Raw genomic sequence first — 19,517 nt, 5'->3', positions numbered from 1 at the left:
GGGGACGACGGTGAGCTGGTTTAGAAATGGCTGACCTGGAATGCCGCCGCCGGCGCCTCCTCCTGCTGCCGGTGATCGCTTGCCACCGCCTGCCGGCTCTCGGCTGCCATCACCAGTTCCTCCAGCTCCGGGCCCGCCTCGTTGCGTAGCTCCAGGTAACGCCCCAGCGCATTGTCGAGCGTCGGCAGGATGAGCGCGCGTTCGCTGTGCAGTGCGCTGTAGCGTGGCCGTGCGGCGATGTAGTTGCACATCACGGCCGGCTGCGCCTCGATCCGGCTGCCGTCCACGCCCGCGCGCTCCGCCGCCATCGCGGCCAGTCCCGCCCAGGTCACCGCTTGCCCACTGGTCAGGTGCCAGACGCCACACTCGCGGTCCACCGCCAGGTCGAGGCAGGTATGCACCAGGTCCGGCACGTAGGTCGGCGATACCGTAATGTCGCTGGCCGCCAGGAACGACTCACCCCGTTCGAGCGCACCCAATGCCAGCGTGACGAAGTTGTACCTGTCCCACGGCCCGAAGAAGGAGCTGGTGCGCACCACCAGCGCGCCCGGATGCGCGTCCAGCACGCTGGATTCGGCCTGCGCCTTGCTCTTGCCGTAGACGTTGATCGGCGCCACGGGATCGGATTCGACGTAAGGCGCGCCGCGCTCACCGTCGAACACAAGGTCGCTGGAGAAAGTGGTCAGGTGCACGCCATGGCGCGCGCAGGCGGCGGCCAGCACGGCCGGGCCAAGCGTGTTTTCGCGGAAGCAGCGCTCGGCCTCGCGCTCGGCATCGTCGACGCGCACGTAGCCGCAGGCATTGACCACGGCCCAGGGCTGGTAGTGGGCCAGTGCGCGCTCCACCGAATCCGCGTCGGCGATGTCCATGTCGCGCCGCGACAGCAGGCGATAGGCCAGGTTGCGCTTCTGGCAGACGCGGGCGAAGGCACGGCCGAGCGTGCCGCTGGCGCCAAGGATCAGGATCGGCGCGGCGCCAGTGCCGACCAGCCGGTGCCCGTCGGCGGTGATCGAGGTGAGGGCGTCCGGCGTGGCGACCGGCTGGCACAGGAAGCGCCCAGGCCGCCGCCACCAGCCCTGTCCGCGCAACACCGGATGCGAGGGGGTGTCGTTTCGCGCGAGCTCTTGCATCATGTGCACGACGGCGGTCGCGCGCGGCGGCGTGAAGCGCACGTCGAAGGCGCCCGATTCGTAGTAGCCGCGCGACTCGGTCACCAGGCTGTTCCAGTCGAAGGCGCCGAGCAGCGACCACACCGTGACCGCGCGCACGTCCGCACCCAGGCCGCGTGCCTCGTGTGCCGCCTCCCAGATTTCGAGCAGCCAGCGCAGCTGGTCTTCGCGGTTGGCGTCGATGTGGGCCTCGGTGATGGCGAGCGTGCGGCCATAGCGTTCCCATGCCTCGCCAAGCAGCGGGGCGACGCCCGGTGTCGGGGTGGCTAGCGCACGCGAGGCGTCGATGTCGGCGCAAGGGCGGCCGCCGACTTCGCCGCGGTGGTGCGGCGGGTAGCGCTCGGGACGATGGTCGAGCCAGCGCTCGCTGGTCACGTAATAGTTGACGCCGATGATGTCGGGCGGGCAGGGGTTGTCGCGGAACCAGAGCAGCTCCCCTTCATCGGCCCAGCGCGACAGGTAGTCCCACATCGCGTGGCCGGGCACGACCGTGCCGCACAGCAGGTCCCAGGCGAGCCAGCGCCGCTCGTTGTAGAACTGGGCGACGTCGGCCATTTCGGGCGTGCTGTAGGTCTTGCCGAGGTCGTCGGTCTGCACCAGCTTGGCGGCCGGGTTCACGGCGCGGATGGCGCGCATGGACAGCACCACCGCGCGGCACTGCTTGAGCAGGGCCTGGATGAAGCTGCGGTCGTCGCGGCCGTGCGGATACCACAGGCCGTACAGGCCCGCGAAGCGTGCCGTGGTGCAGGGTTCGTTGACCGGCGTGTAGTACTCCAGCCAGGGATAGCGCGCGGCCACCGCGCCCGCGAATTCGGCCAGTTGTTCGGCAAAGCCGGGATCGAGCAGGCTGGTGTGGCGCGGGCCGCTGCCATGGTGCACCAGGCCGGCGATCGGCGTCACCCCGGCGGCGCGCAAGGCGGGCAGGCGCTCGTCAGGCCAGCTCCAGTCGGCGCTGGCCAGGCCGTCGGGCGCGGTGCGTTCCCACAGGATCGGATAGCGGATTGCCTTGATGCCGAGTTCGGCGAAGCGTGCGATATCGTCAAGCCGGCCGGCGTGGCCATTGCGGTCCAGTTGGCTGAAGTAATCGTCGCGGACGCGGTTGACGGTGCATTCGAGGCCGCCCCAGAGTTCGAGCGGGGCGGTGTTGTTGTTCGTATTCGTACTGTAAGTCATGCATCACCATTAATTTTGTTTCAAGTTCTTTCGCTGGCTGGCGGCGTCGGCGATGTTTGCCGAAAAAAACGGCAGCGCCGGCTGTGCAGGTTGACAGCGCGTCCTTGATTTGCCACCATGCCATACATGATTTCGATGAACCCACATGCAATCCTTCACGTTTGGTGGCGCCGCTGACAGCGCGCGGCCACTGCATAGCATGTGAATCTCAATGAACGCCGCCTCGATTCAGGTGGCGTTTTTTGTTGGCGCGGCGGAATCGGGGCATCAATAAGGAAGCTCGATGACCTCGCAACACAGCACCGCACCGGTAATCCTGACTGGCGATCGCCCGACCGGACCCCTCCATCTCGGCCACTTCGTGGGCAGCCTGCGCAACCGCGTGGCCTACCAGGACAGCTATCGCCAATTCGTCATGCTTGCAGACGCGCAAGCGTTGACGGACAACATGGATGACATCGGCAAGGTACACCGGAATGTCGTCGAAGTGGCGCTCGATTACCTTGCTGTCGGCCTCGACCCGGCCAAGACGACGATCCTGATCCAGTCGCAGATTCCCGAGCTGGCGGAGCTGACTTTCTACTACCTGAACCTGGTCACGGTGGCGCGGCTGGAGCGCAATCCGACCGTGAAGGAAGAGATCAAGCACCGCGGTTTCGAGCGCGACATCCCGGCCGGTTTCCTGACCTACCCGGCCAGCCAGGCGGCGGACATCACGGCGTTCAAGGCTTCGCTGGTGCCGGTCGGCGAGGACCAGATCCCGATGATCGAGCAGACCAACGAGATCGTGCGGCGTTTCAATCGCGTCGCGCAGAAAGACGTCCTGGTCGAAGCCAAGGCGCTGGTGCCGGAAGTGGGTCGCCTGCCGGGCATCGACGGCAAGGCCAAGATGAGCAAGTCGCTGGGCAATACCATCAACCTCGGCGCATCGGCGGCCGAGATCACGGCGGCGGTGAAGATGGTCTACACCGATCCCTTGCACCTGCGCGTGGCCGATCCGGGTCACCTCGAGGGCAACGTGGCCTTCATTTACCTCGATGCCTTCGATCCGGACCGGGAAGGCCTGCAGGCGATGAAGGAGCACTATGTGCGCGGCGGGCTGGGCGACAGCGTGGTCAAGAAGCGGCTGGAAGGGATCCTGCAGGACATGCTGGCGCCGATCCGCGCTCGCCGCGAGGAGTTCGCCAAGGACAAGGGGCAGGTGATGCAGATCCTGCGCGAAGGCACCGCAAAGGCGCGTGAGGTCGCGGCGCAGACGACGGATGAAGTGCGTCGTGCGCTGGGCTTGAGCTATTTCTAAAACCAAGACCGTCGTTCCCGCGAAGGCGGGAACCCATAGAACGCTTGAGCTGTGCTTGTGATCGCTACAGCAGTTGGCGCATGCTCTGCGAATATCCAGATGTTCTATGGTTCCCCGCCTGCGCGGGGAGTCGTTTCCGGCAGTGCCGGGAACGAGGGCGATTGGATCAACCCTTCAAATCCGTCGGCACCTTCCCGCCATTCTCGGCCAGCTTGTTCATCACCTGCTTGTGCAGCCAGATGTTCATGCTCGCCGAATCATTGGTATCCCCGGTGTAGTGCAGCTCCGACGCCAGCTCCTTGCGCGCCTGCAGGCTGCTGTCCAGGCCCAGCAGCTTGAGCAGGTCGACGATCGACGTGCGCCAATTGAGCTGCTGCCCCGACTGCTGCTGCATATTGTTCAGGATCTGCTCGACATCCACCGGCGGCTGCTGCGCGCTCGCCGGCGCGGCGGCCTGCGCTTGCGGCTGTTGCTGAGGCGCCTGCTGCGGCGTCGGCGCCTTCTGCTGCGCGCCCGGTGCGGCCGTTTGCGCCGAACCCGGCTGCGCCTGCGCCGTTGCCTGCGTTACCGCCGGATGCGATGGTGGAAAAATCTTGTGGAAGATATTGCTCAGAATTCCCATGCTTGCGTCCTCTTGTCTGGTTTATTGATCGTTCTGCTGCCGTGACTGCGCGATGTGTCCGAGCGCGATCGCCAGCGCCGCACCGCCGATGGCCTTGAACAGGTCGGGGTGCTGTGAGTAAAAGTCGCCCATGCGGTCAACGATGCCCGGGTTGTGCTGCTCGGCCTTCGCCGCGATTTCCTGAAACTGTTCCGGCGATACTTGCGATGCCTGCTCCGGCGTGACATGCGTCTGCCCGCCGCCCAGCAAGCCGCCGAGAACGCCGCCCAGCGAGCCGCCACCAAGCGAGCCCAGGATTTGCGGCCCGACGGTCGACAGGATCTGGTTCAACATGCCGGCGCGCTGCTGCGGATTTCCCTGGTCGAACATCTGGCTCGCCATTTGGGGAAAAGGCGGCGTCGCGTCCGATTTCAGCGCCTGCGTCACGCCCTGCGCCACCGTCTCGCGCGGGGCTGTCTCCGCCACGCGCTGGAAGTCGTCGGCAGCCTGTGCGCTGTCAGTGTTAGAGCTACCGCCGAGGTATTGGTTCAACAGGTTCCCTAGATCAAAGCCCATATTGGCCTCCGTCGCCAAAAATTTGTTAAGCATCGAGGGTAGGATGGATGGGCCCACCGCCTCCGTTCGTTAGCGAACCGATGGCGTCTAGCGGCAGACTTGCCGGATAGACAGCCTCCCGCGCACCGCGTAAGCTGTTTGCCCATGTTCTACCTACCGGTTCTGTTGTTTACCATGGCCTACGCCGCCGCGGCGCTCGCATGGCAGTTGCCCCAGTGGATCGGGATCGGCTACGTGTTGGCCAGCGTGCTGTGTTTCATCGCGTATGCGCTGGACAAGTCTGCCGCTCGTTCAACATCGCGCCGCACACCGGAGCGGACCTTGCTCCTGCTTGGCCTGGCCGGTGGCTGGCCCGGCGCTGTCCTGGCGCAGCAATGGCTCCGCCACAAATCGGCCAAAGCGTCGTTCCAGGCGAAGTTCTGGGTGACCGTGGTGCTGAATTGCGCGGCCTTCGTTGCCGGTGCGGCCTACCTGGGCGGACGACTTTGAGGAGAAGACATGTGGCGCTATCCGGCAACTGTATTGGCCCATCGCGGCGGCGGAACGCTGGCTCCTGAAAATACGCTGGCTGGCGTGCGCGAAGGCATGGCGCGCGGCTTTCGCGCCATCGAATACGATGTGATGCTGGCGCGCGATGGCGTGCCGGTGGTGATGCATGATCCCTATCTTGGCCGCACCGTCGTGGGCAGCGGCCATGTGTTCGATTACGACGCGCGGGAACTGGCCGCGATGGATGCGGGCGCGTGGTTCGGCAGGCAGTTCGCCGGCGAGCCGGTGCCCTTGTTCGTCGAATTCGCGCAGTTCTGCAAGGCGCATGGCGTGTGGATGAATATCGAGATCAAGCCGGCGCCGGGCTTCGATGTGCAGACTGGCGAGGTGGTCGCGAAGATTGCGGCGGCGATGTTTGCCGGTGAGGCATGGCAGCCCTTGCTGTCGTCGTTCAGCCATGAAGCGCTGAAGGCGGCGCTTGCGGTGGCGCCGGCGGTGCCGCGTGCGTACCTGTTTGACGAGCTGCCGCCGGATTGGGAAAGCCGCGCGCGGGAAGTGGATGCGGTGGCGATCCATGCGAACCAGCGGCACCTGACGCAAGAGCAGGCGAGGGCGGTCAAGTCAGCGGGCTTCGGCTTGTTTTGCTACACCGTCAATACGGCCGAGCGGGCGCGCGAGCTGCTCATCTGGGGCATCGACGCCTTCTGCACCGACCGCATCGACCTCATCGGCGCGAACTTCCGTTAGCTTGACCCGTCGTCCCCTCGAAGGAGGGACCCATGGACCGCGTGACCGGACGCTCAGCATGGATTCCCGCCTGCGCGGGAACGACGGTCTTTTGGCAGACAATCTTGTCATCCATTCCACCCGCCCAACCGTTCCCACCACACCGCGCCACTCTCAAAATTGACGCCCTGCATAATCAGATATAATCGGAAATTACCCATATACCGGCCTGACCAACCAGCACCTGCAGCCCACAGAACATGAAATCATCCGAAATCCGCGAAAAGTTCCTCAAGTTTTTTGAGTCCAAAGGCCATACCATCGTCCGCTCCAGCCCGCTCGTGCCGGGCAACGACCCGACCATGTTGCTGACCAATAGCGGGATGGTGCAGTTCAAGGACGTGTTCCTGGGCCTCGACACGCGCCCCTACAAGCGCGCCACGACGGTGCAGCGCTGCGTGCGCGCCGGCGGCAAGCACAACGACCTGGAAAACGTCGGCTACACCGCGCGCCACCACACCTTCTTCGAAATGCTGGGCAACTTCAGCTTCGGCGATTATTTCAAGCGCGATGCGATCCACTTTGCGTGGGAGCTGCTGACCCAGGTCTACAAGCTGCCGGCCGAAAAGCTGACCGTCACGGTCTACTTCGAGGACGACGAGGCCTATGGCATCTGGGCCAATGAAATCAAGGTCCCGGTCGAGCGCATCATCCGCATCGGCGACAACAAGGGCGCGCGCTACGCGTCGGACAACTTCTGGCAGATGGCCGACACCGGCCCCTGCGGTCCCTGCACCGAGATCTTCTACGACCACGGCGCCGACATCTGGGGCGGCCCCCCGGGCTCGGCCGAGGAAGACGGCGACCGCTTCATCGAGATCTGGAACCTGGTGTTCATGCAGTTCAACCGGGACGAAGCCGGCGTGCTGACCCCGCTGCCGAAGCCGTCGATCGACACCGGCATGGGCCTGGAGCGCCTGGCCGCCGTGCTGCAGCACGTGCACAGCAACTACGAGATCGACCTGTTCCAGAACCTGATCAAGGCCGCCGCGCGCGAAACCGGCGCCACCGACCTGTCGAACAACTCGCTGAAAGTCATCGCCGATCACATCCGCGCCTCCGCTTTCCTGATCGTCGACGGCATCATCCCGAGCAGCGAAGGCCACGGCTACGTCCTGCGCCGCATCATCCGCCGCGCGCTGCGCCACGGCTACAAGCTGGGCCAGACCAAGCCGTTCTTCTACAAGCTGGTCGAGGACCTGGACAAGGAAATGGGCCAGGCCTATCCGGAACTGAGCGAAGCCAAGCAGCGCGTGATGCAGGTGCTCAAGGCCGAGGAAGAGCGATTCGGCGAGACGCTGGAAAACGGCATGAAGATCCTGGAAGCGCAGCTGGCCAAGACCGACAAGGTGCTGGACGGCGCCACTGCCTTCACCCTGTACGACACCTACGGCTTCCCGCTCGACCTGACCGCCGACATCTGCCGCGAGCGCGGGCTGTCGCTGGACGAGGCCGGCTTTGCCGCCGCCATGGAGCAGCAGAAGGCCACGGCCCGCGCCGCCGGCAAGTTCAAGATGGCCGCCAATGTCGAGTACGCGGGCGACAAGAACAAGTTCGTCGGCTACGAGCAGCTGGATTCGAACGCCAGAGTCGTCGCGCTGTACGCGGACGGCACCTCGGTTCCTGAACTGAAGGCGGGCCAGGCCGGCATCGTCGTGCTCGACACCACCCCGTTCTACGCCGAATCCGGCGGCCAGGTAGGCGACCAGGGCGTGATCAAGTCCGGCGCCGCGCAGTTCGCGGTGGAAGATACCCTGAAGATCCAGGCAGACGTATTCGGCCACCACGGCGTGCTCAAGTCGGGCTCGCTGAAGGTGGGCGACGCCGTCGCCGCCGAAGTGGACAAGGCCAAGCGCGCCCGCACCATCCGCAACCACTCGGCCACCCACCTGATGCACAAGGCCCTGCGCGAAGTGCTGGGCGGCCACGTGCAGCAGAAGGGCTCGCTGGTCGATCCGGACAAGACCCGCTTCGACTTCAGCCACAACGCGCCGCTTACCGCGGACGAGATCGCCAAGGTCGAGCAGATCGTCAACGCCGAGATCCTGGAAAACCATCCGACCAAGGCGCAGCACATGTCGATGGATGACGCCATCAAGCATGGCGCGATGGCGCTGTTCGGCGAGAAGTACGGCGACACCGTGCGCGTGCTGGACATCGGCTCGTCGAAAGAGCTGTGCGGCGGTGTGCACGTCACCCGCACCGGCGACATCGGCCTGTTCAAGATCGTATCGGAAGGCGGCGTCGCCGCCGGCATCCGCCGTATCGAAGGCGTGACGGGCGAGGGCGCGCTGGCGTGGGTGCAGGCCACCAACCGCAAGCTGCAGGAAGCCGCCGCCGCGCTCAAGACCGCGCCGGAAGAACTGCCGTCGCGCATCGGCCAGGTGCAGGAACAGGTCAAGACGCTGGAGAAGGAAGTCGCCCAGCTCAAGTCGAAACTGGCTTCGGGCCAGGGCGACGAACTGGCCGGCCAGGCCGTCGAAGTGAACGGCATCAAGGTGCTGGCCGCAACGATGGAAGGCGCCGACGTCACCGCGCTGCGCGAGACCATGGACAAGCTGAAGGACAAGCTGAAGACCGCCGCCATCGTGCTGGCCAGCGTGGCCGACGGCAAGGTCAGCCTGATCGCGGGCGTCACGCCGGACACCACCGGCAAGGTCAAGGCCGGCGAGCTGGTCAACTTCGTCGCCAAGCAGGTCGGCGGCAAGGGCGGCGGCCGTCCGGACATGGCCCAGGCAGGCGGCACCGATGCTGCCGCGCTGCCGCAGGCGCTGGCTGGCGTGACTGGCTGGGTGGCCGAGCGCGCCTGATCGGCACGCTTACCAGCACCGCCACACGGAAAACCGTCGTCCCGGCGCAGGCCGGGACCCATAGAACGCTAGCTATTTCGCATAGTCAGCATGGGTCCCGGCCTGCGCCGGGACGACGTTTTTTAAACGGGGCGACATGCACCATGCTTATCCTTCTGCCAATGTCAATTGTCGTTGTTGCCATGCAACAATGTGTGAGATTCCCACGGTGACTATTTTGGTGCGCCGCGTCATAATCGCGTTTTGGAGTAGTATTGATCTAGACGAATTGCGGGCATCATGAGCGACATCATCTGCGACATTGAAACGATGGAATTCACCAAAGACCTGGACGCGCGCGGGCTGAATTGTCCCCTGCCGATCCTGAAAGCGAAGAAAGCACTGGCCGAGATGGAGAGCGGCGAGGTGCTGCGCATCGTGGCCACCGATTCCGGCTCCGTGCGCGACTTCCAGGCGTTCGCCAAGCAGACCGGCAACGCGCTCCTGTCGCACACCCAGCAGGACGGCGAATTCACCTTCCTCATGCGCCGCAAGTAAGCCGCGCCCGGCTGGCCCGACGTCTCTTCCGGCCAGCCCTCCCAGCCCTCATGACAGTGGTAAAAAATTAGAAGGAAAGCTCTGGAAGAAAAACGCACGATCGTGCTTTAATTCAGTCCTGGACGGCTTTTCACCTTATAATCTAGGCCATTTTGGTCCGTCACTATTTCTATTTTCCAAAGGCACACCTATGAAAGTCCTGGTACCGGTCAAGCGCGTGGTCGACTACAACGTCAAGGTCCGCGTCAAGTCCGATGGCAGCGGCGTGGATATCGCCAATGTCAAAATGTCGATGAACCCCTTCGACGAAATCGCACTTGAAGAGGCTACCCGCCTCAAAGAATCCGGCAAGGTTACCGAAGTTGTCGCAGTGTCGATCGGCGTGGCGCAGTGCCAGGAAACGATCCGTACCGGCCTGGCGATCGGCGCCGACCGCGGCGTGCTGGTCGAGACCTCGGTCGAGACCGAGCCGCTGGCCGTGGCCAAGGTGCTCAAGGCGCTGGCCGACAAGGAACAGCCGCAGCTGATCATCCTGGGCAAGCAAGCGATCGACGACGATTCCAACCAGACCGGCCAGATGCTGGCCTCGCTGCTGGGCTGGCCGCAGGCGACGTTCGCCTCCAAGGTCGTGCTGGAAGACGGCAAGGTCACCGTGACCCGCGAAGTGGACGGCGGCCTGGAAACCGTGGCGCTGTCGCTGCCGGCCGTCATCACCACCGACCTGCGCCTGAACGAGCCGCGCTACGTGACGCTGCCGAACATCATGAAGGCCAAGAAGAAGCCGATCGAGACGATCAAGCCGGAAGACCTGGGCGTGGACGTCACTCCGCGCCTGAAGACGCTGAAAGTCGTCGAGCCGCCGAAGCGTTCGGCCGGCATCAAGGTGCCCGACGTGGCGACCCTGGTGCAGAAGCTCCGCACCGAAGCCAAAGTCATCTGATCGCGTCTCACAGAATAAGGAATCATCATGGTCGCACTAGTTATCGCTGAACACGACAACGCCTCCATCAAGGGCAGCACCCTGCACACCGTCACCGCAGCCGCGCAATGCGGCGGCGAGGTCCACGTCCTGGTCGCCGGCGCCAATTGCGGCGCCGCAGCGGAGCAGGCCGCGCAGATCGCCGGCGTTTCCAAAGTGCTGGTCGCCGACGCGCCGTACTTCGCCGACGGCCTGGCCGAGAACGTCGCCGAGCAGGCGCTCGCCATCGCCGGCGCCTATTCGCACATCCTGGCCCCGGCTACCGCCTTCGGCAAGAACATCCTGCCGCGCGTGGCCGCCAAGCTGGACGTGGCCCAGATCTCCGAAATCACCAAGGTCGATGCGCCGGATACCTTCGAGCGCCCGATCTACGCCGGCAACGCCATCGCCACGGTGCAGTCGAGCGACAAGGTCAAGGTCATCACCGTGCGCGGCACCGGCTTCGATTCCGCTGCCGCTACCGGCGGTTCGGCGGTCATCGAGAAGCTGGGCGCTGTCGCTGACTCGGGCAAATCGTCCTTCGTCGGCCGCGAGCTGGCCAAGTCGGACCGTCCGGAACTGACCGCCGCCAAGGTGATCGTGTCCGGCGGCCGTGGCATGGGCTCGGGCGACAACTTCAAGATCCTCGAACCGCTGGCCGACAAGCTGGGCGCCGCCATGGGCGCATCGCGCGCGGCGGTGGACGCCGGCTTCGTGCCGAACGACTGGCAGGTTGGCCAGACCGGCAAGATCGTCGCGCCCCAGCTGTACATCGCGGTCGGCATCTCGGGCGCGATCCAGCACCTGGCCGGCATGAAGGACTCGAAGACCATCGTCGCCATCAACAAGGATCCGGAAGCGCCGATCTTCTCGGTGGCCGATTACGGCATCGTCGGCGACCTGTTCGAGGTCGTGCCGGCACTGGTCAAAGAACTGGGCTGATGATCATGCAGATGCCGCAACCGCCGCATCTGCAACAGAGTTACCGTCGTTCCCGCGCAGGCGGGAATCCATAGAACGCGTGAACGCACGCTCAGCATGGGTTCCCGCCTTCGCGGGAACGACGTTTTATTTTGTGGTTGAGAACTAGGAGATAACGGTGAGCTACAAAGCCCCCCTGAAAGACATGCAGTTCGTCATCAACGAGCTCGCTAATCTGTCCACCATCAGCAGCCTACCCGGCTGCGAGGACGCCACTCCCGACACGGTCGAAGCCGTACTCGAAGAAAACGCCAAGTTCTGCGGCGAAGTCATTGCCCCGCTGAACCACCCGAGCGACAAGGAGCCCAGCTTCTGGCACGACGGCAAGGTCACGACCTCCAAAGGCTTCAAGGAAGCGTTCAAGGGCTTCGTCGAAGCCGGCTGGCAAGGCGTACAGCACCCGGCCGAATTCGGCGGCCAGGGCCTGCCCAAGCTGGTCGCCACGCCCTGCATCGAGATGCTGCATGCGTCCAGCCTGTCGTTCGCGCTGGTCGCGCTGCTGACCGACGGCGCGATCGAGGCGCTGCTCACCGCCGGCTCCGACGAGCAGAAGGCGCGCTTCATCGAGCCGCTGATCTCCGGCAAGTGGACCGGCACCATGAACCTGACCGAGCCGCAGGCCGGCTCCGACCTGGCCGCCGTGCGCACCCGCGCCGAGCCGCAGGGCGACGGCAGCTACAAGGTGTTCGGCACCAAGATCTTCATCACCTACGGCGAGCACGACATGGCCGAGAACATCATCCACCTGGTGCTGGCGCGCACGCCGGACGCGCCGCCGGGGGTGAAGGGGATCTCGCTGTTCATCGTGCCCAAGTTCCTGATCAACGCAGACGGCTCGCTGGGCGCGCGCAATGACGCCCACTGCGTGTCGATCGAGCACAAGCTCGGCATCAAGGCCAGCCCGACCGCGGTGCTGCAGTTCGGCGACCACGGCGGCGCCACCGGCTACCTGGTCGGCGAGGAAAACCGTGGCCTGGAGTACATGTTCATCATGATGAACTCGGCCCGCTTCGGCGTCGGCATGCAGGGCGTGGCGGTGGCCGAACGCGCCTACCAGCAGGCGGTGGCCTTCGCCAAGGACCGCGTGCAGTCGCGCGACCTGGCCGGCTCGCCGGGCCCCGTCACCATCATCCACCACCCGGACGTGCGCCGCATGCTGATGTCGATGCGTGCCCAGACCGAGGCCGCGCGTGCGCTGGCCTACGTCGGCGCCAGCCTGTCGGACCTCGCGCATTTCCATCCGGACGAAGGCACGCGCCAGGCCAAGCTGGCCGTGTACGAATACCTGGTGCCGGTGATCAAGGGCTGGTCGACCGAGATGAGCGAGAACGTGGCGCGTGACGGCGTGCAGGTGCACGGCGGCATGGGCTTCATCGAGGAGACCGGTGCGGCGCAGCACTATCGCGACGCCAAGATCCTGACGATCTACGAAGGCACCACCGCGATCCAGGCCAATGACCTGATCGGCCGCAAGACGGTGCGCGACGGCGGCGCGGTCGCCAAGGCGATCCTCGCGCAGGTGCGCGCGACCGAGGCGGAACTGGCCGCGGTGCAGGGCGACGACTTCGCCGCGATCCGCCGCCAGCTGGCCGCGGGCAGCGAGGCGCTGGAAGCCGTAGTCGATTTCGTCGTGGCCAACGTGAAATCGGACATCAAGGGCGTGTTCGCCGGCAGCGTGCCGTACCTGAAGCTGGCCGGCATCGTGCTGGGTGGCTGGCAGATGGCGCGTGCGGCCTTGATCGCGCAGCGCAAGCTCGGCGCGGGCGAGGGCGATGCGGCCTTCATGCGCGCCAAGATCGCCACCGCGCGCTTCTTCGCGGACCACATCCTGTCGCAGGCTTGCAGCCTGCGCATCGCGATCGTGGAAGGCAGCGCGGGCGTGCTGGCGCTGCCGGAAGACCAGTTCTGATCCTTGCTTCTTGATGATGTAAAAGCGGCCTGCGGGCCGCTTTTTTATTGCGCTGCTCGCACCATAAGTGCCGTCGTTACCGCTATTGCGGGAACGATGGTATCGATGAGCAGTAGTTCCCGTTCCGGCCGAGCACTTGGTTGACGCAGCCTAAACGAGCTGTCGAGCTCCCGCCGCAGAATCATCCTAGTTCTCGTCCATTTGGTTCAAGCCCCGAAGGAGGACCAGCATGTTTTCGAACGACAGGAACACGCGGGCCGCGCAGCATCTCGCGCTATCGGCAATGCTGCTGCTGACCGCCTGTGGTGGCGACAACTCGTCGAACAATTCCGATCCCCCGCAGCCGACGCCCGCACCGACCGCGGCGCCCACGCCCGCGCCAACACCGGCGCCGACCCAGGCGCCCACTCCCGCGCCCACGCCCGCGCCGGTCGACGTCATGCTCGATACCAATCTCACGCCTTTCAGCAAGCTGTCCAACGCGCCGGCGCAATGGCCGGACGGTTCCGGCACCGGCAAGCCGATCGACGGCGTCGTGTGCGCATCCGGCGAGAGCTACCATGTGCACTCGCTGGTGTCCTTGTACAAAGACGGCGTGCGTCTCGGCCTGCCCGCTGAAATCGGGCTGAAAGGCTGTACCTACGAGCTGCATACGCACGACCACACCGGCGTGGTGCACAACGAAACCGACCTGAAGAAAACCTTCACCTTCGGCCAGTTCTTTTCGGTGTGGGGCAAGGAGCTGACGGCGACCAGCGTCGCCGGGCTGACCGGCAATATCCGCTTCTACCTGATTGAAAACGGCAAGCTCACGCCTTTCAGCGGCGACCCGTCGACGATCCAGATCGCCAGCCACCGCGAGCTGTTGATCATCATCGGCAAGTCGCCAGGCGTGGTGCCGAACTATGTGTGGCCGCAGACCCTTTAGGCGAGCGGAGCGGTGCGCGGCAGCTCAGCCGTAGGCGCCGCCCGTGTACAGCAGGTCGAACAGGCGCGAGATCGTGCCGATAAGCACGGTCGCGCCGACGACCATGGTGGCCACCAGCAGCACGACCACCAGCCAGCCGGAATCGGACTGCTTGCCGCTGCCGGCGTTGAATTTGGCGTCCCATTTTTCGTCGGGCATCAGGCCAAGCACCAGCGCTTCGATGAAGCCGACCGAGTAGGACAGCAGCAGCGGCAGCGCCACCCAGAAGGGATTGGGCGCGTGGCCGGCGCCGTACACCAGCCCGGCGGCCGGCACGCTGCACAGGTGCAGCAGGCCAAGGCGATCGGTGCCGCCCTTGAGGTAGAAACGGTGCACGCCCAGTCCGCCGAGCAGCAGGGCGAGCAGGGTGGCGAAGGTCTTGTTCTTGTGCGTGTGGGCCATGCGAGGTGTATCTCTATGGAAAGGACCAAGTATCGTTCAAATTCGGCAAGATGACCACAGCAGCCTGTCGTTCCCGTAGCGGCCCGGGGCAAAATCAGCGATAATGCTCAATTCGGCCGTGATGGTTCGCCTGTTGTCGTTCAGGCTTGCTGCTGCGCGACTTTTCGCGCTATAATCGTCGGCTTTCTCCGCCCAGCACAATTTTTCTGGAAATAATATGGTCGTTATTCGTTTAGCTCGTGGTGGCGCCAAGAAGCGCCCGTTCTTCAACATCGTTGCAACCGACTCGCGCAATCGTCGCGATGGCCGTTTCATCGAGCGCATCGGTTTCTACAACCCGATGGCTTCGGGCGCAGCAGAAGGCCTGAAGATCGCAGCAGATCGCCTGGCTCACTGGCAAGGCGTTGGCGCACAACTGTCGCCGACCGTTGCTCGCCTGGTCGCTTCGCAGAAAGCTGCCTAAGTAGCAAAGACCTGGTTTTGACCGAGCACGCCGCATCCGCAGTCCCCGCCGACCTGGCGCAAGTCGGGCACGTATCGGGCGCGTACGGCGTGTTAGGCGCGATCCGCGTTACGCCGTATTCGGATGACGCGGATTCGTTGTTGAAGGTGAAGACCTGGTGGCTGGATAAGCCAAGTCTGCGTCCGGTGCAAGTGCGCACCGTGCGTATGCATAGCGGGGATGTCGTCGCCACCTTGGTCGACGTGCAGGGCCGCGATGCGGCGGAAGCGCTCAAGGGCGCGGCCGTCAGCATCCCGCGCAGCGAGTTTCCCGCGCTGCCGGAAAATGAGTATTACTGGTCCGACCTGATCGGCATGGATGTCGTCAACCTGCAAGGCGAAGCCCTCGGCAAGGTGAGCGACATGATGCACAACGGCGCGCAGTCCATCCTGCGGATTATGCCGGCGGCCGGTTCGGATTCGGAAGGCAAGGCGCAAGAGCGCCTCGTGCCGTTTGTCGACCAGTTCGTCAAGACGGTCGACGTGGCCGCCCAAAAGATTACCCTGGACTGGGGACTGGATTATTAAGCCCGCCAGCCTGAAGCGAGGTCCCGATGCAATTTGACGTCGTGACGTTGTTTCCCGAGATGTTTGCAGCGTTGACGCAGTCGGGCGTGACCCGCCGCGCCTTCGAGCAGGAACGCTGGGGCCTGTCGCTGTGGAATCCGCGCGATTTCACCACCGACCGCCATCGTACCGTGGATGACCGCCCCTACGGCGGCGGCCCCGGGATGGTGATGCTGGCCCGCCCGCTCGAAGCGACCATCAACGCCGCCCAGGAAAGGCAAGTGGCGATGGGCCTGCCCAAGCCGCGCGTGGTGTTCATGTCCCCGCAAGGCAAGCCGCTGACCCACGAACGGGTCATGCAGCTGAAGGACGAGCCCGGCCTGGTCGTGCTGTGCGGCCGCTACGAAGCGGTCGACCAGCGCCTGCTGGACCGTTGCGTGGATGAGGAAATTTCGCTGGGCGACTTCGTGCTGTCCGGCGGCGAGCTCCCCGCGATGGCGCTGATGGATGCGGTGGTGCGGCAATTGCCCGGGGTGCTGGGCGATGATGCCTCGGCGGTCGAAGACAGCTTCGTCAACGGCCTGCTCGATTCACCGCATTACACGCGCCCGGAAGTGTACGAAGACGTGCCGGTGCCGCCAGTGCTGATGGGCGGCAACCACGCCGAGATCATGAAGTGGCGCCGCCAGCGCATGCTGGAGGCGACTGCGGCAAAGCGGCCGGACTTGCTGGACAAGGCGCGCAGCGCCGGTCTGCTGACGAAGGCCGATGAACAGTTTTTGGCAGGTTTGGCAAAGCCTGTGTGATAAGATTTGCACCATTTTGGTGCATATTTGCTGGCGCAAGCCGGCGTGTTTAACCCCATCCTCTACTGGGCACCTTGGAGCGCCAGCAAGATGGTTTTTGGAGTGATAAAAAGATGGATCTGATCCAGCAACTCGAGCAAGAAGAAATTGCGCGCCTCGGCCGCAACATCCCTGACTTCGCACCGGGCGACACCGTGGTCGTCAGCGTCAACGTCGTCGAAGGCAACCGCAAGCGCGCCCAGGCATACGAAGGCGTCGTCATCTCGCGTCGTAACCGCGGCCTGAACTCGAACTTCATCGTTCGCAAGATCTCGTCGGGCGAAGGCGTCGAGCGTACCTTCCAGCTGTACTCGCCGCTGATCGCTTCGATCGAAGTGAAGCGTCGTGGTGACGTGCGCCGCGCCAAGCTGTACTACCTGCGCGAGCGTTCGGGCAAATCGGCACGTATCAAGGAAAAACTGCCGAACCGCAAAGCCGCTGCTGCCGAGTAATCGCGTCTGCATGGCTGAAAAAGGCATCCCTCCGCGGGTGCCTTTTTCTTTTTGAGCTGGAGTTTCTGTTTGGCAAAGATTCATTTCGATCCCCAACTCTTGCCGGTGGAAGGCTACGCCGGCGAGGCCGCGCTCGTGCCCGAGCGGCTGTCGGCCAGCTGGCTGCGCCGGCGCTTTGTCGCGCCGCCGGCATGGAAGCCGGAGACGGTCGACGAGAGCTGGCTGCAGCAACATCCCAGCCTCAAGCGCGCCTCGGTGCTGATCCCGCTGGTGCAGCGCGACGGCGCCCTCAACGTGCTGCTGACCCAGCGCACCGAGCACCTGTCCAACCACGCCGGCCAGATCAGTTTCCCCGGCGGCCGCGCCGAAGAATACGATTCCTCACCGATCGAGACCGCGCTGCGCGAAACTGCGGAGGAAATCGGCCTGGAGCGCCGCCATATCGAGGTGCTGGGCCTGCTCCCCGAACACGTCACCGGCACCGGCTACCGCGTCACTCCGGTGGTCGCCCTGATCGCGCCGCCCTTCGAGCTGGCCGCCGACCCCAACGAAGTCGCCGAGATTTTCGAAGTGCCGCTGGCCTACCTGATGGACGGCATGCGGCACCAGCGCCTGTCCTACGAACTGCCGGAAGGAAAGGGTCGGCGCCGTTTCTACGCCATGCCCTACGAGCGCTACTTCATCTGGGGCGCCACCGCGGCCATGCTGCGCAACCTGTTTCATTTCCTGCGCGCCTGAGCCCGAACGCGCCTTGATTTGATTCTGGCGGCCCTCTGCGTTATCGTAGCGGGCAGCATGAAGTTGCCTTAAACAAAAACAAGGACGTTCGATGACTTTTTTCTCGATCCTGTGCGCACTGCTGATCGAGCAGCTGAAGCCCCTGCGCGCCGACAACCAGGTGTACGGCGCCATCAAGCGCCTGGCCACGCGGATCGAAGGTTGGTTCAACGCAGGCGAGCCCGGCAATGGCCGCCTGGGCTGGCTGCTGATGATGGCCACGCTGATGCTGCCGACCGCCATCATCTACGGCGTGTTGCTGCATTACAAGCTCGTGTTCGCGGTGTTCGCCTGGAACGTCCTGATCGTCTACCTGACGCTCGGTTTTCGCCACTACAGCCACTACTTCACCTCGATCCAGTTCGCCCTGAACGCCGGCGACGACGCCACCGCGCGCACCCTGCTGGCCGAGTGGGCCAAGATCGACACGGTGGGCATGGACAGCAGCGAGATCGCGCGCATCGCGGTCGAAAAGTCGCTGGTGACGACGCACCGCAATGTGTTCGGTGTGTTTTTCTGGTTCCTGATGCCGGTCGGGCCGGCCTGCGCCGTGATGTACCGCGTGGCCGAGTACCTGGCGCGCGCCTGGAACGAGCCCGAGCACATGAAGAACGAGGAGTTCGGCAGGTTCGCGGCCAGGGCCTTCTACTGGATCGACTGGATTCCGGTGCGCCTGACGGCGATCGCGTTCGCGGTGGTCGGCAATTTCGAGGACGCCGTGTACGCCTGGCGCAACTTCGCCAGCCGCTGGGATGACGAATCGAAGGGCATCATCTTGGCTGCGGGCGGCGGCGCGATGGGCGTGCGCTTGGGCACGCCGGCCGAGAACGCACCGCAACTGTTGCCGGCCGATGCCGCGATGGTCGACCTGAGCGAAGCCGAGGCCGACGTGCTGCCGGGCGAAGAGCCGAACGTGCGCGCACTGCAGAGCACGGTCGGCCTGGTCTGGCGCGCGTTGCTGCTGTGGATGCTGCTCCTGCTGCTGCTGTCGAGCGCGGTGTTGCTGGGCTAAACGCGCTTCCGAAATTCGCTTTCCCGCTACCCTCAGCACGTCGTCCCGGCGCAGGCCGGGATCCATGCTGAGTCTGCTGACGTGCGCTTTATACCGTTGCCACAGCAAGCAAACTTTTCGACAGCGCGCATTGTCCATGGGCCCCGGCCTTCGCCGGGGCGACGGCAATTGGCAACTATCCTGTTTCTTCTGCCAACTAAACTTCGCCATCTTCCTTCATCTCGCCATTGTTTTTCCTGGCCATCGCCCTCACACTTGCAACACCGGACCCCATAAACCTCGTCCGCAAGTCTTCTATAAGATATAATACTCAGGTTCTCCTCCACGCAGCATTCTTGTTTCAGCAAGCAGCACTATGGCCGAGTCACCATCGCAAAACAAAGAACTCGCCGGCGAGTTCTTTATTCTGGGCATGTCCAATAGCGGACGGCAGTTCCGTCCCAGCGACTGGGCCGAACGCCTCTGCGGCGCCATGTCCTGCTTTCGCCCCGAGGACGGGCGCAACGCCCACCTGAAGTACTCCCCCTACGTGCGTCCCACCGTGGTCAACGGGCTCAAGGCCGTGGTCGTCAGCCGCGCGCTGAAGGAACTCGAACCGCTGGCTTACCACTTCGTCGTCGACTTCGCCAAGGACAACGACCTGCAAGTGGTCGACGCCTGCTTCGTCCCGCTGCCGGGCGATCCCAAACACTGAGCACGCGCGCGGATGTGCGCGCGCCGGTCTGTTACCATCCTGTCATTTGCATCAGGCGCCGTGGGGCGCCA

The 19,517-nt window shown here is 64.4% G+C and carries 20 protein-coding genes; 16 read left to right on the top strand and 4 right to left on the bottom strand.

All coding sequences use genetic code 11. The features are described 5' to 3' along the window. Nucleotides 1-20: 20 nt before the first annotated feature. Nucleotides 21-2,342, bottom strand: a complete 2,322-nt coding sequence (locus tag NX778_RS14325) for a family 1 glycosylhydrolase (protein ID WP_258812426.1) — start codon at nt 2,340-2,342, stop codon at nt 21-23. 283 nt (nt 2,343-2,625) lie between these two features. Between NX778_RS14325 and trpS the strand changes: the two genes are divergently transcribed. Then, nucleotides 2,626-3,642, top strand: a complete 1,017-nt coding sequence (gene trpS, locus NX778_RS14320; RefSeq protein ID WP_258812425.1) for a tryptophan--tRNA ligase — start codon at nt 2,626-2,628, stop codon at nt 3,640-3,642. A gap of 166 nt (nt 3,643-3,808) precedes the next feature. Here the strand turns inward: trpS and NX778_RS14315 are convergent, their stop codons facing one another. Further along, nucleotides 3,809-4,264 (bottom strand): DUF3597 domain-containing protein, encoded by a 456-nt coding sequence (locus tag NX778_RS14315; RefSeq protein ID WP_258812424.1) that lies wholly within the window; start codon nt 4,262-4,264, stop codon nt 3,809-3,811. 21 nt (nt 4,265-4,285) lie between these two features. Then, nucleotides 4,286-4,819 (bottom strand): hypothetical protein, encoded by a 534-nt coding sequence (locus tag NX778_RS14310; protein ID WP_258812423.1) that lies wholly within the window; start codon nt 4,817-4,819, stop codon nt 4,286-4,288. A 144-nt stretch (nt 4,820-4,963) separates the two neighbouring features. Between NX778_RS14310 and NX778_RS14305 the strand changes: the two genes are divergently transcribed. From NX778_RS14305 to NX778_RS14270, 8 genes are all read left to right on the top strand, one after another. After that, nucleotides 4,964-5,308 carry a DUF1294 domain-containing protein gene (locus tag NX778_RS14305; protein WP_258812422.1) on the top strand — a complete coding sequence of 115 codons (345 nt, stop codon included), beginning with the start codon at nt 4,964-4,966 and terminating at the stop codon, nt 5,306-5,308. A 9-nt stretch (nt 5,309-5,317) separates the two neighbouring features. After that, complete coding sequence (gene ugpQ / locus NX778_RS14300; RefSeq protein WP_258812421.1) at nt 5,318-6,055, top strand: glycerophosphodiester phosphodiesterase; 738 nt, start codon at nt 5,318-5,320, stop codon at nt 6,053-6,055. Between the two features lie 239 nt (nt 6,056-6,294). Beyond that, entirely contained in the window at nt 6,295-8,904 is a 2,610-nt protein-coding gene (gene alaS / locus NX778_RS14295; RefSeq protein ID WP_258812420.1) for an alanine--tRNA ligase, read from the top strand. A gap of 309 nt (nt 8,905-9,213) precedes the next feature. Beyond that, complete coding sequence (locus NX778_RS14290; protein WP_258812575.1) at nt 9,214-9,441, top strand: sulfurtransferase TusA family protein; 228 nt, start codon at nt 9,214-9,216, stop codon at nt 9,439-9,441. A gap of 190 nt (nt 9,442-9,631) precedes the next feature. Beyond that, entirely contained in the window at nt 9,632-10,381 is a 750-nt protein-coding gene (locus tag NX778_RS14285) for an electron transfer flavoprotein subunit beta/FixA family protein (protein ID WP_258812419.1), read from the top strand. A gap of 27 nt (nt 10,382-10,408) precedes the next feature. Beyond that, nucleotides 10,409-11,341, top strand: a complete 933-nt coding sequence (locus tag NX778_RS14280) for an electron transfer flavoprotein subunit alpha/FixB family protein (protein ID WP_258812418.1) — start codon at nt 10,409-10,411, stop codon at nt 11,339-11,341. Nucleotides 11,342-11,498: 157 nt separating this feature from the next. Continuing rightward, nucleotides 11,499-13,289 (top strand): acyl-CoA dehydrogenase, encoded by a 1,791-nt coding sequence (locus NX778_RS14275; protein WP_258812417.1) that lies wholly within the window; start codon nt 11,499-11,501, stop codon nt 13,287-13,289. A 229-nt stretch (nt 13,290-13,518) separates the two neighbouring features. Further along, a complete protein-coding gene (locus tag NX778_RS14270; protein ID WP_258812416.1) occupies nt 13,519-14,217 on the top strand; it encodes a hypothetical protein in 699 nt (232 codons plus the stop codon). Between the two features lie 24 nt (nt 14,218-14,241). Here the strand turns inward: NX778_RS14270 and NX778_RS14265 are convergent, their stop codons facing one another. After that, nucleotides 14,242-14,658 carry an NINE protein gene (locus NX778_RS14265; protein ID WP_258812415.1) on the bottom strand — a complete coding sequence of 139 codons (417 nt, stop codon included), beginning with the start codon at nt 14,656-14,658 and terminating at the stop codon, nt 14,242-14,244. 217 nt (nt 14,659-14,875) lie between these two features. Between NX778_RS14265 and rpsP the strand changes: the two genes are divergently transcribed. From rpsP to NX778_RS14230, 7 genes are all read left to right on the top strand, one after another. After that, nucleotides 14,876-15,121, top strand: coding sequence for a 30S ribosomal protein S16 (gene rpsP / locus NX778_RS14260; RefSeq protein ID WP_258812414.1), 246 nt, complete (start codon nt 14,876-14,878; stop codon nt 15,119-15,121). 17 nt (nt 15,122-15,138) lie between these two features. Then, entirely contained in the window at nt 15,139-15,687 is a 549-nt protein-coding gene (rimM, locus tag NX778_RS14255) for a ribosome maturation factor RimM (protein ID WP_258812413.1), read from the top strand. Nucleotides 15,688-15,713: 26 nt separating this feature from the next. Continuing rightward, a complete protein-coding gene (gene trmD, locus NX778_RS14250) occupies nt 15,714-16,472 on the top strand; it encodes a tRNA (guanosine(37)-N1)-methyltransferase TrmD (RefSeq protein WP_258812412.1) in 759 nt (252 codons plus the stop codon). Nucleotides 16,473-16,585: 113 nt separating this feature from the next. Further along, nucleotides 16,586-16,963 (top strand): 50S ribosomal protein L19, encoded by a 378-nt coding sequence (gene rplS, locus NX778_RS14245; RefSeq protein ID WP_258812411.1) that lies wholly within the window; start codon nt 16,586-16,588, stop codon nt 16,961-16,963. A 69-nt stretch (nt 16,964-17,032) separates the two neighbouring features. Then, nucleotides 17,033-17,701 carry a CoA pyrophosphatase gene (locus NX778_RS14240; protein ID WP_258812410.1) on the top strand — a complete coding sequence of 223 codons (669 nt, stop codon included), beginning with the start codon at nt 17,033-17,035 and terminating at the stop codon, nt 17,699-17,701. A 91-nt stretch (nt 17,702-17,792) separates the two neighbouring features. Then, nucleotides 17,793-18,752 carry a CobD/CbiB family protein gene (locus NX778_RS14235; RefSeq protein WP_258812409.1) on the top strand — a complete coding sequence of 320 codons (960 nt, stop codon included), beginning with the start codon at nt 17,793-17,795 and terminating at the stop codon, nt 18,750-18,752. A 355-nt stretch (nt 18,753-19,107) separates the two neighbouring features. Then, entirely contained in the window at nt 19,108-19,446 is a 339-nt protein-coding gene (locus tag NX778_RS14230) for a DUF3579 domain-containing protein (RefSeq protein WP_258812408.1), read from the top strand. The last annotated feature ends 71 nt before the right edge of the window (nt 19,447-19,517 follow it).

It is taken from the genome of Massilia terrae, assembly GCF_024753145.1.
Lineage (GTDB): Bacteria > Pseudomonadota > Gammaproteobacteria > Burkholderiales > Burkholderiaceae_D > Telluria > Telluria terrae.
Note: the sequence above shows the minus strand (reverse complement) of the source record. Positions and strands in the feature narration are given on the sequence as shown.

Excerpts from the sequence above, each read along its gene's own strand:
- NX778_RS14230 (WP_258812408.1), top strand. The coding sequence starts at position 19,108 with ATGGCCGAGTCACCATCGCAAAACAAAGAACTCGCCGGCGAGTTCTTT.
- NX778_RS14310 (WP_258812423.1), bottom strand. The coding sequence starts at position 4,819 with ATGGGCTTTGATCTAGGGAACCTGTTGAACCAATACCTCGGCGGTAGC.
- NX778_RS14265 (WP_258812415.1), bottom strand. The coding sequence starts at position 14,658 with ATGGCCCACACGCACAAGAACAAGACCTTCGCCACCCTGCTCGCCCTG.
- NX778_RS14235 (WP_258812409.1), top strand. The coding sequence starts at position 17,793 with ATGACTTTTTTCTCGATCCTGTGCGCACTGCTGATCGAGCAGCTGAAG.
- trmD (WP_258812412.1), top strand. The coding sequence starts at position 15,714 with ATGCAATTTGACGTCGTGACGTTGTTTCCCGAGATGTTTGCAGCGTTG.
- alaS (WP_258812420.1), top strand. The coding sequence starts at position 6,295 with ATGAAATCATCCGAAATCCGCGAAAAGTTCCTCAAGTTTTTTGAGTCC.
- NX778_RS14305 (WP_258812422.1), top strand. The coding sequence starts at position 4,964 with ATGTTCTACCTACCGGTTCTGTTGTTTACCATGGCCTACGCCGCCGCG.
- NX778_RS14285 (WP_258812419.1), top strand. The coding sequence starts at position 9,632 with ATGAAAGTCCTGGTACCGGTCAAGCGCGTGGTCGACTACAACGTCAAG.
- trpS (WP_258812425.1), top strand. The coding sequence starts at position 2,626 with ATGACCTCGCAACACAGCACCGCACCGGTAATCCTGACTGGCGATCGC.
- NX778_RS14315 (WP_258812424.1), bottom strand. The coding sequence starts at position 4,264 with ATGGGAATTCTGAGCAATATCTTCCACAAGATTTTTCCACCATCGCAT.
- NX778_RS14290 (WP_258812575.1), top strand. The coding sequence starts at position 9,214 with ATGGAATTCACCAAAGACCTGGACGCGCGCGGGCTGAATTGTCCCCTG.
- rplS (WP_258812411.1), top strand. The coding sequence starts at position 16,586 with ATGGATCTGATCCAGCAACTCGAGCAAGAAGAAATTGCGCGCCTCGGC.
- NX778_RS14270 (WP_258812416.1), top strand. The coding sequence starts at position 13,519 with ATGTTTTCGAACGACAGGAACACGCGGGCCGCGCAGCATCTCGCGCTA.
- rpsP (WP_258812414.1), top strand. The coding sequence starts at position 14,876 with ATGGTCGTTATTCGTTTAGCTCGTGGTGGCGCCAAGAAGCGCCCGTTC.
- ugpQ (WP_258812421.1), top strand. The coding sequence starts at position 5,318 with ATGTGGCGCTATCCGGCAACTGTATTGGCCCATCGCGGCGGCGGAACG.
- NX778_RS14280 (WP_258812418.1), top strand. The coding sequence starts at position 10,409 with ATGGTCGCACTAGTTATCGCTGAACACGACAACGCCTCCATCAAGGGC.
- NX778_RS14325 (WP_258812426.1), bottom strand. The coding sequence starts at position 2,342 with ATGACTTACAGTACGAATACGAACAACAACACCGCCCCGCTCGAACTC.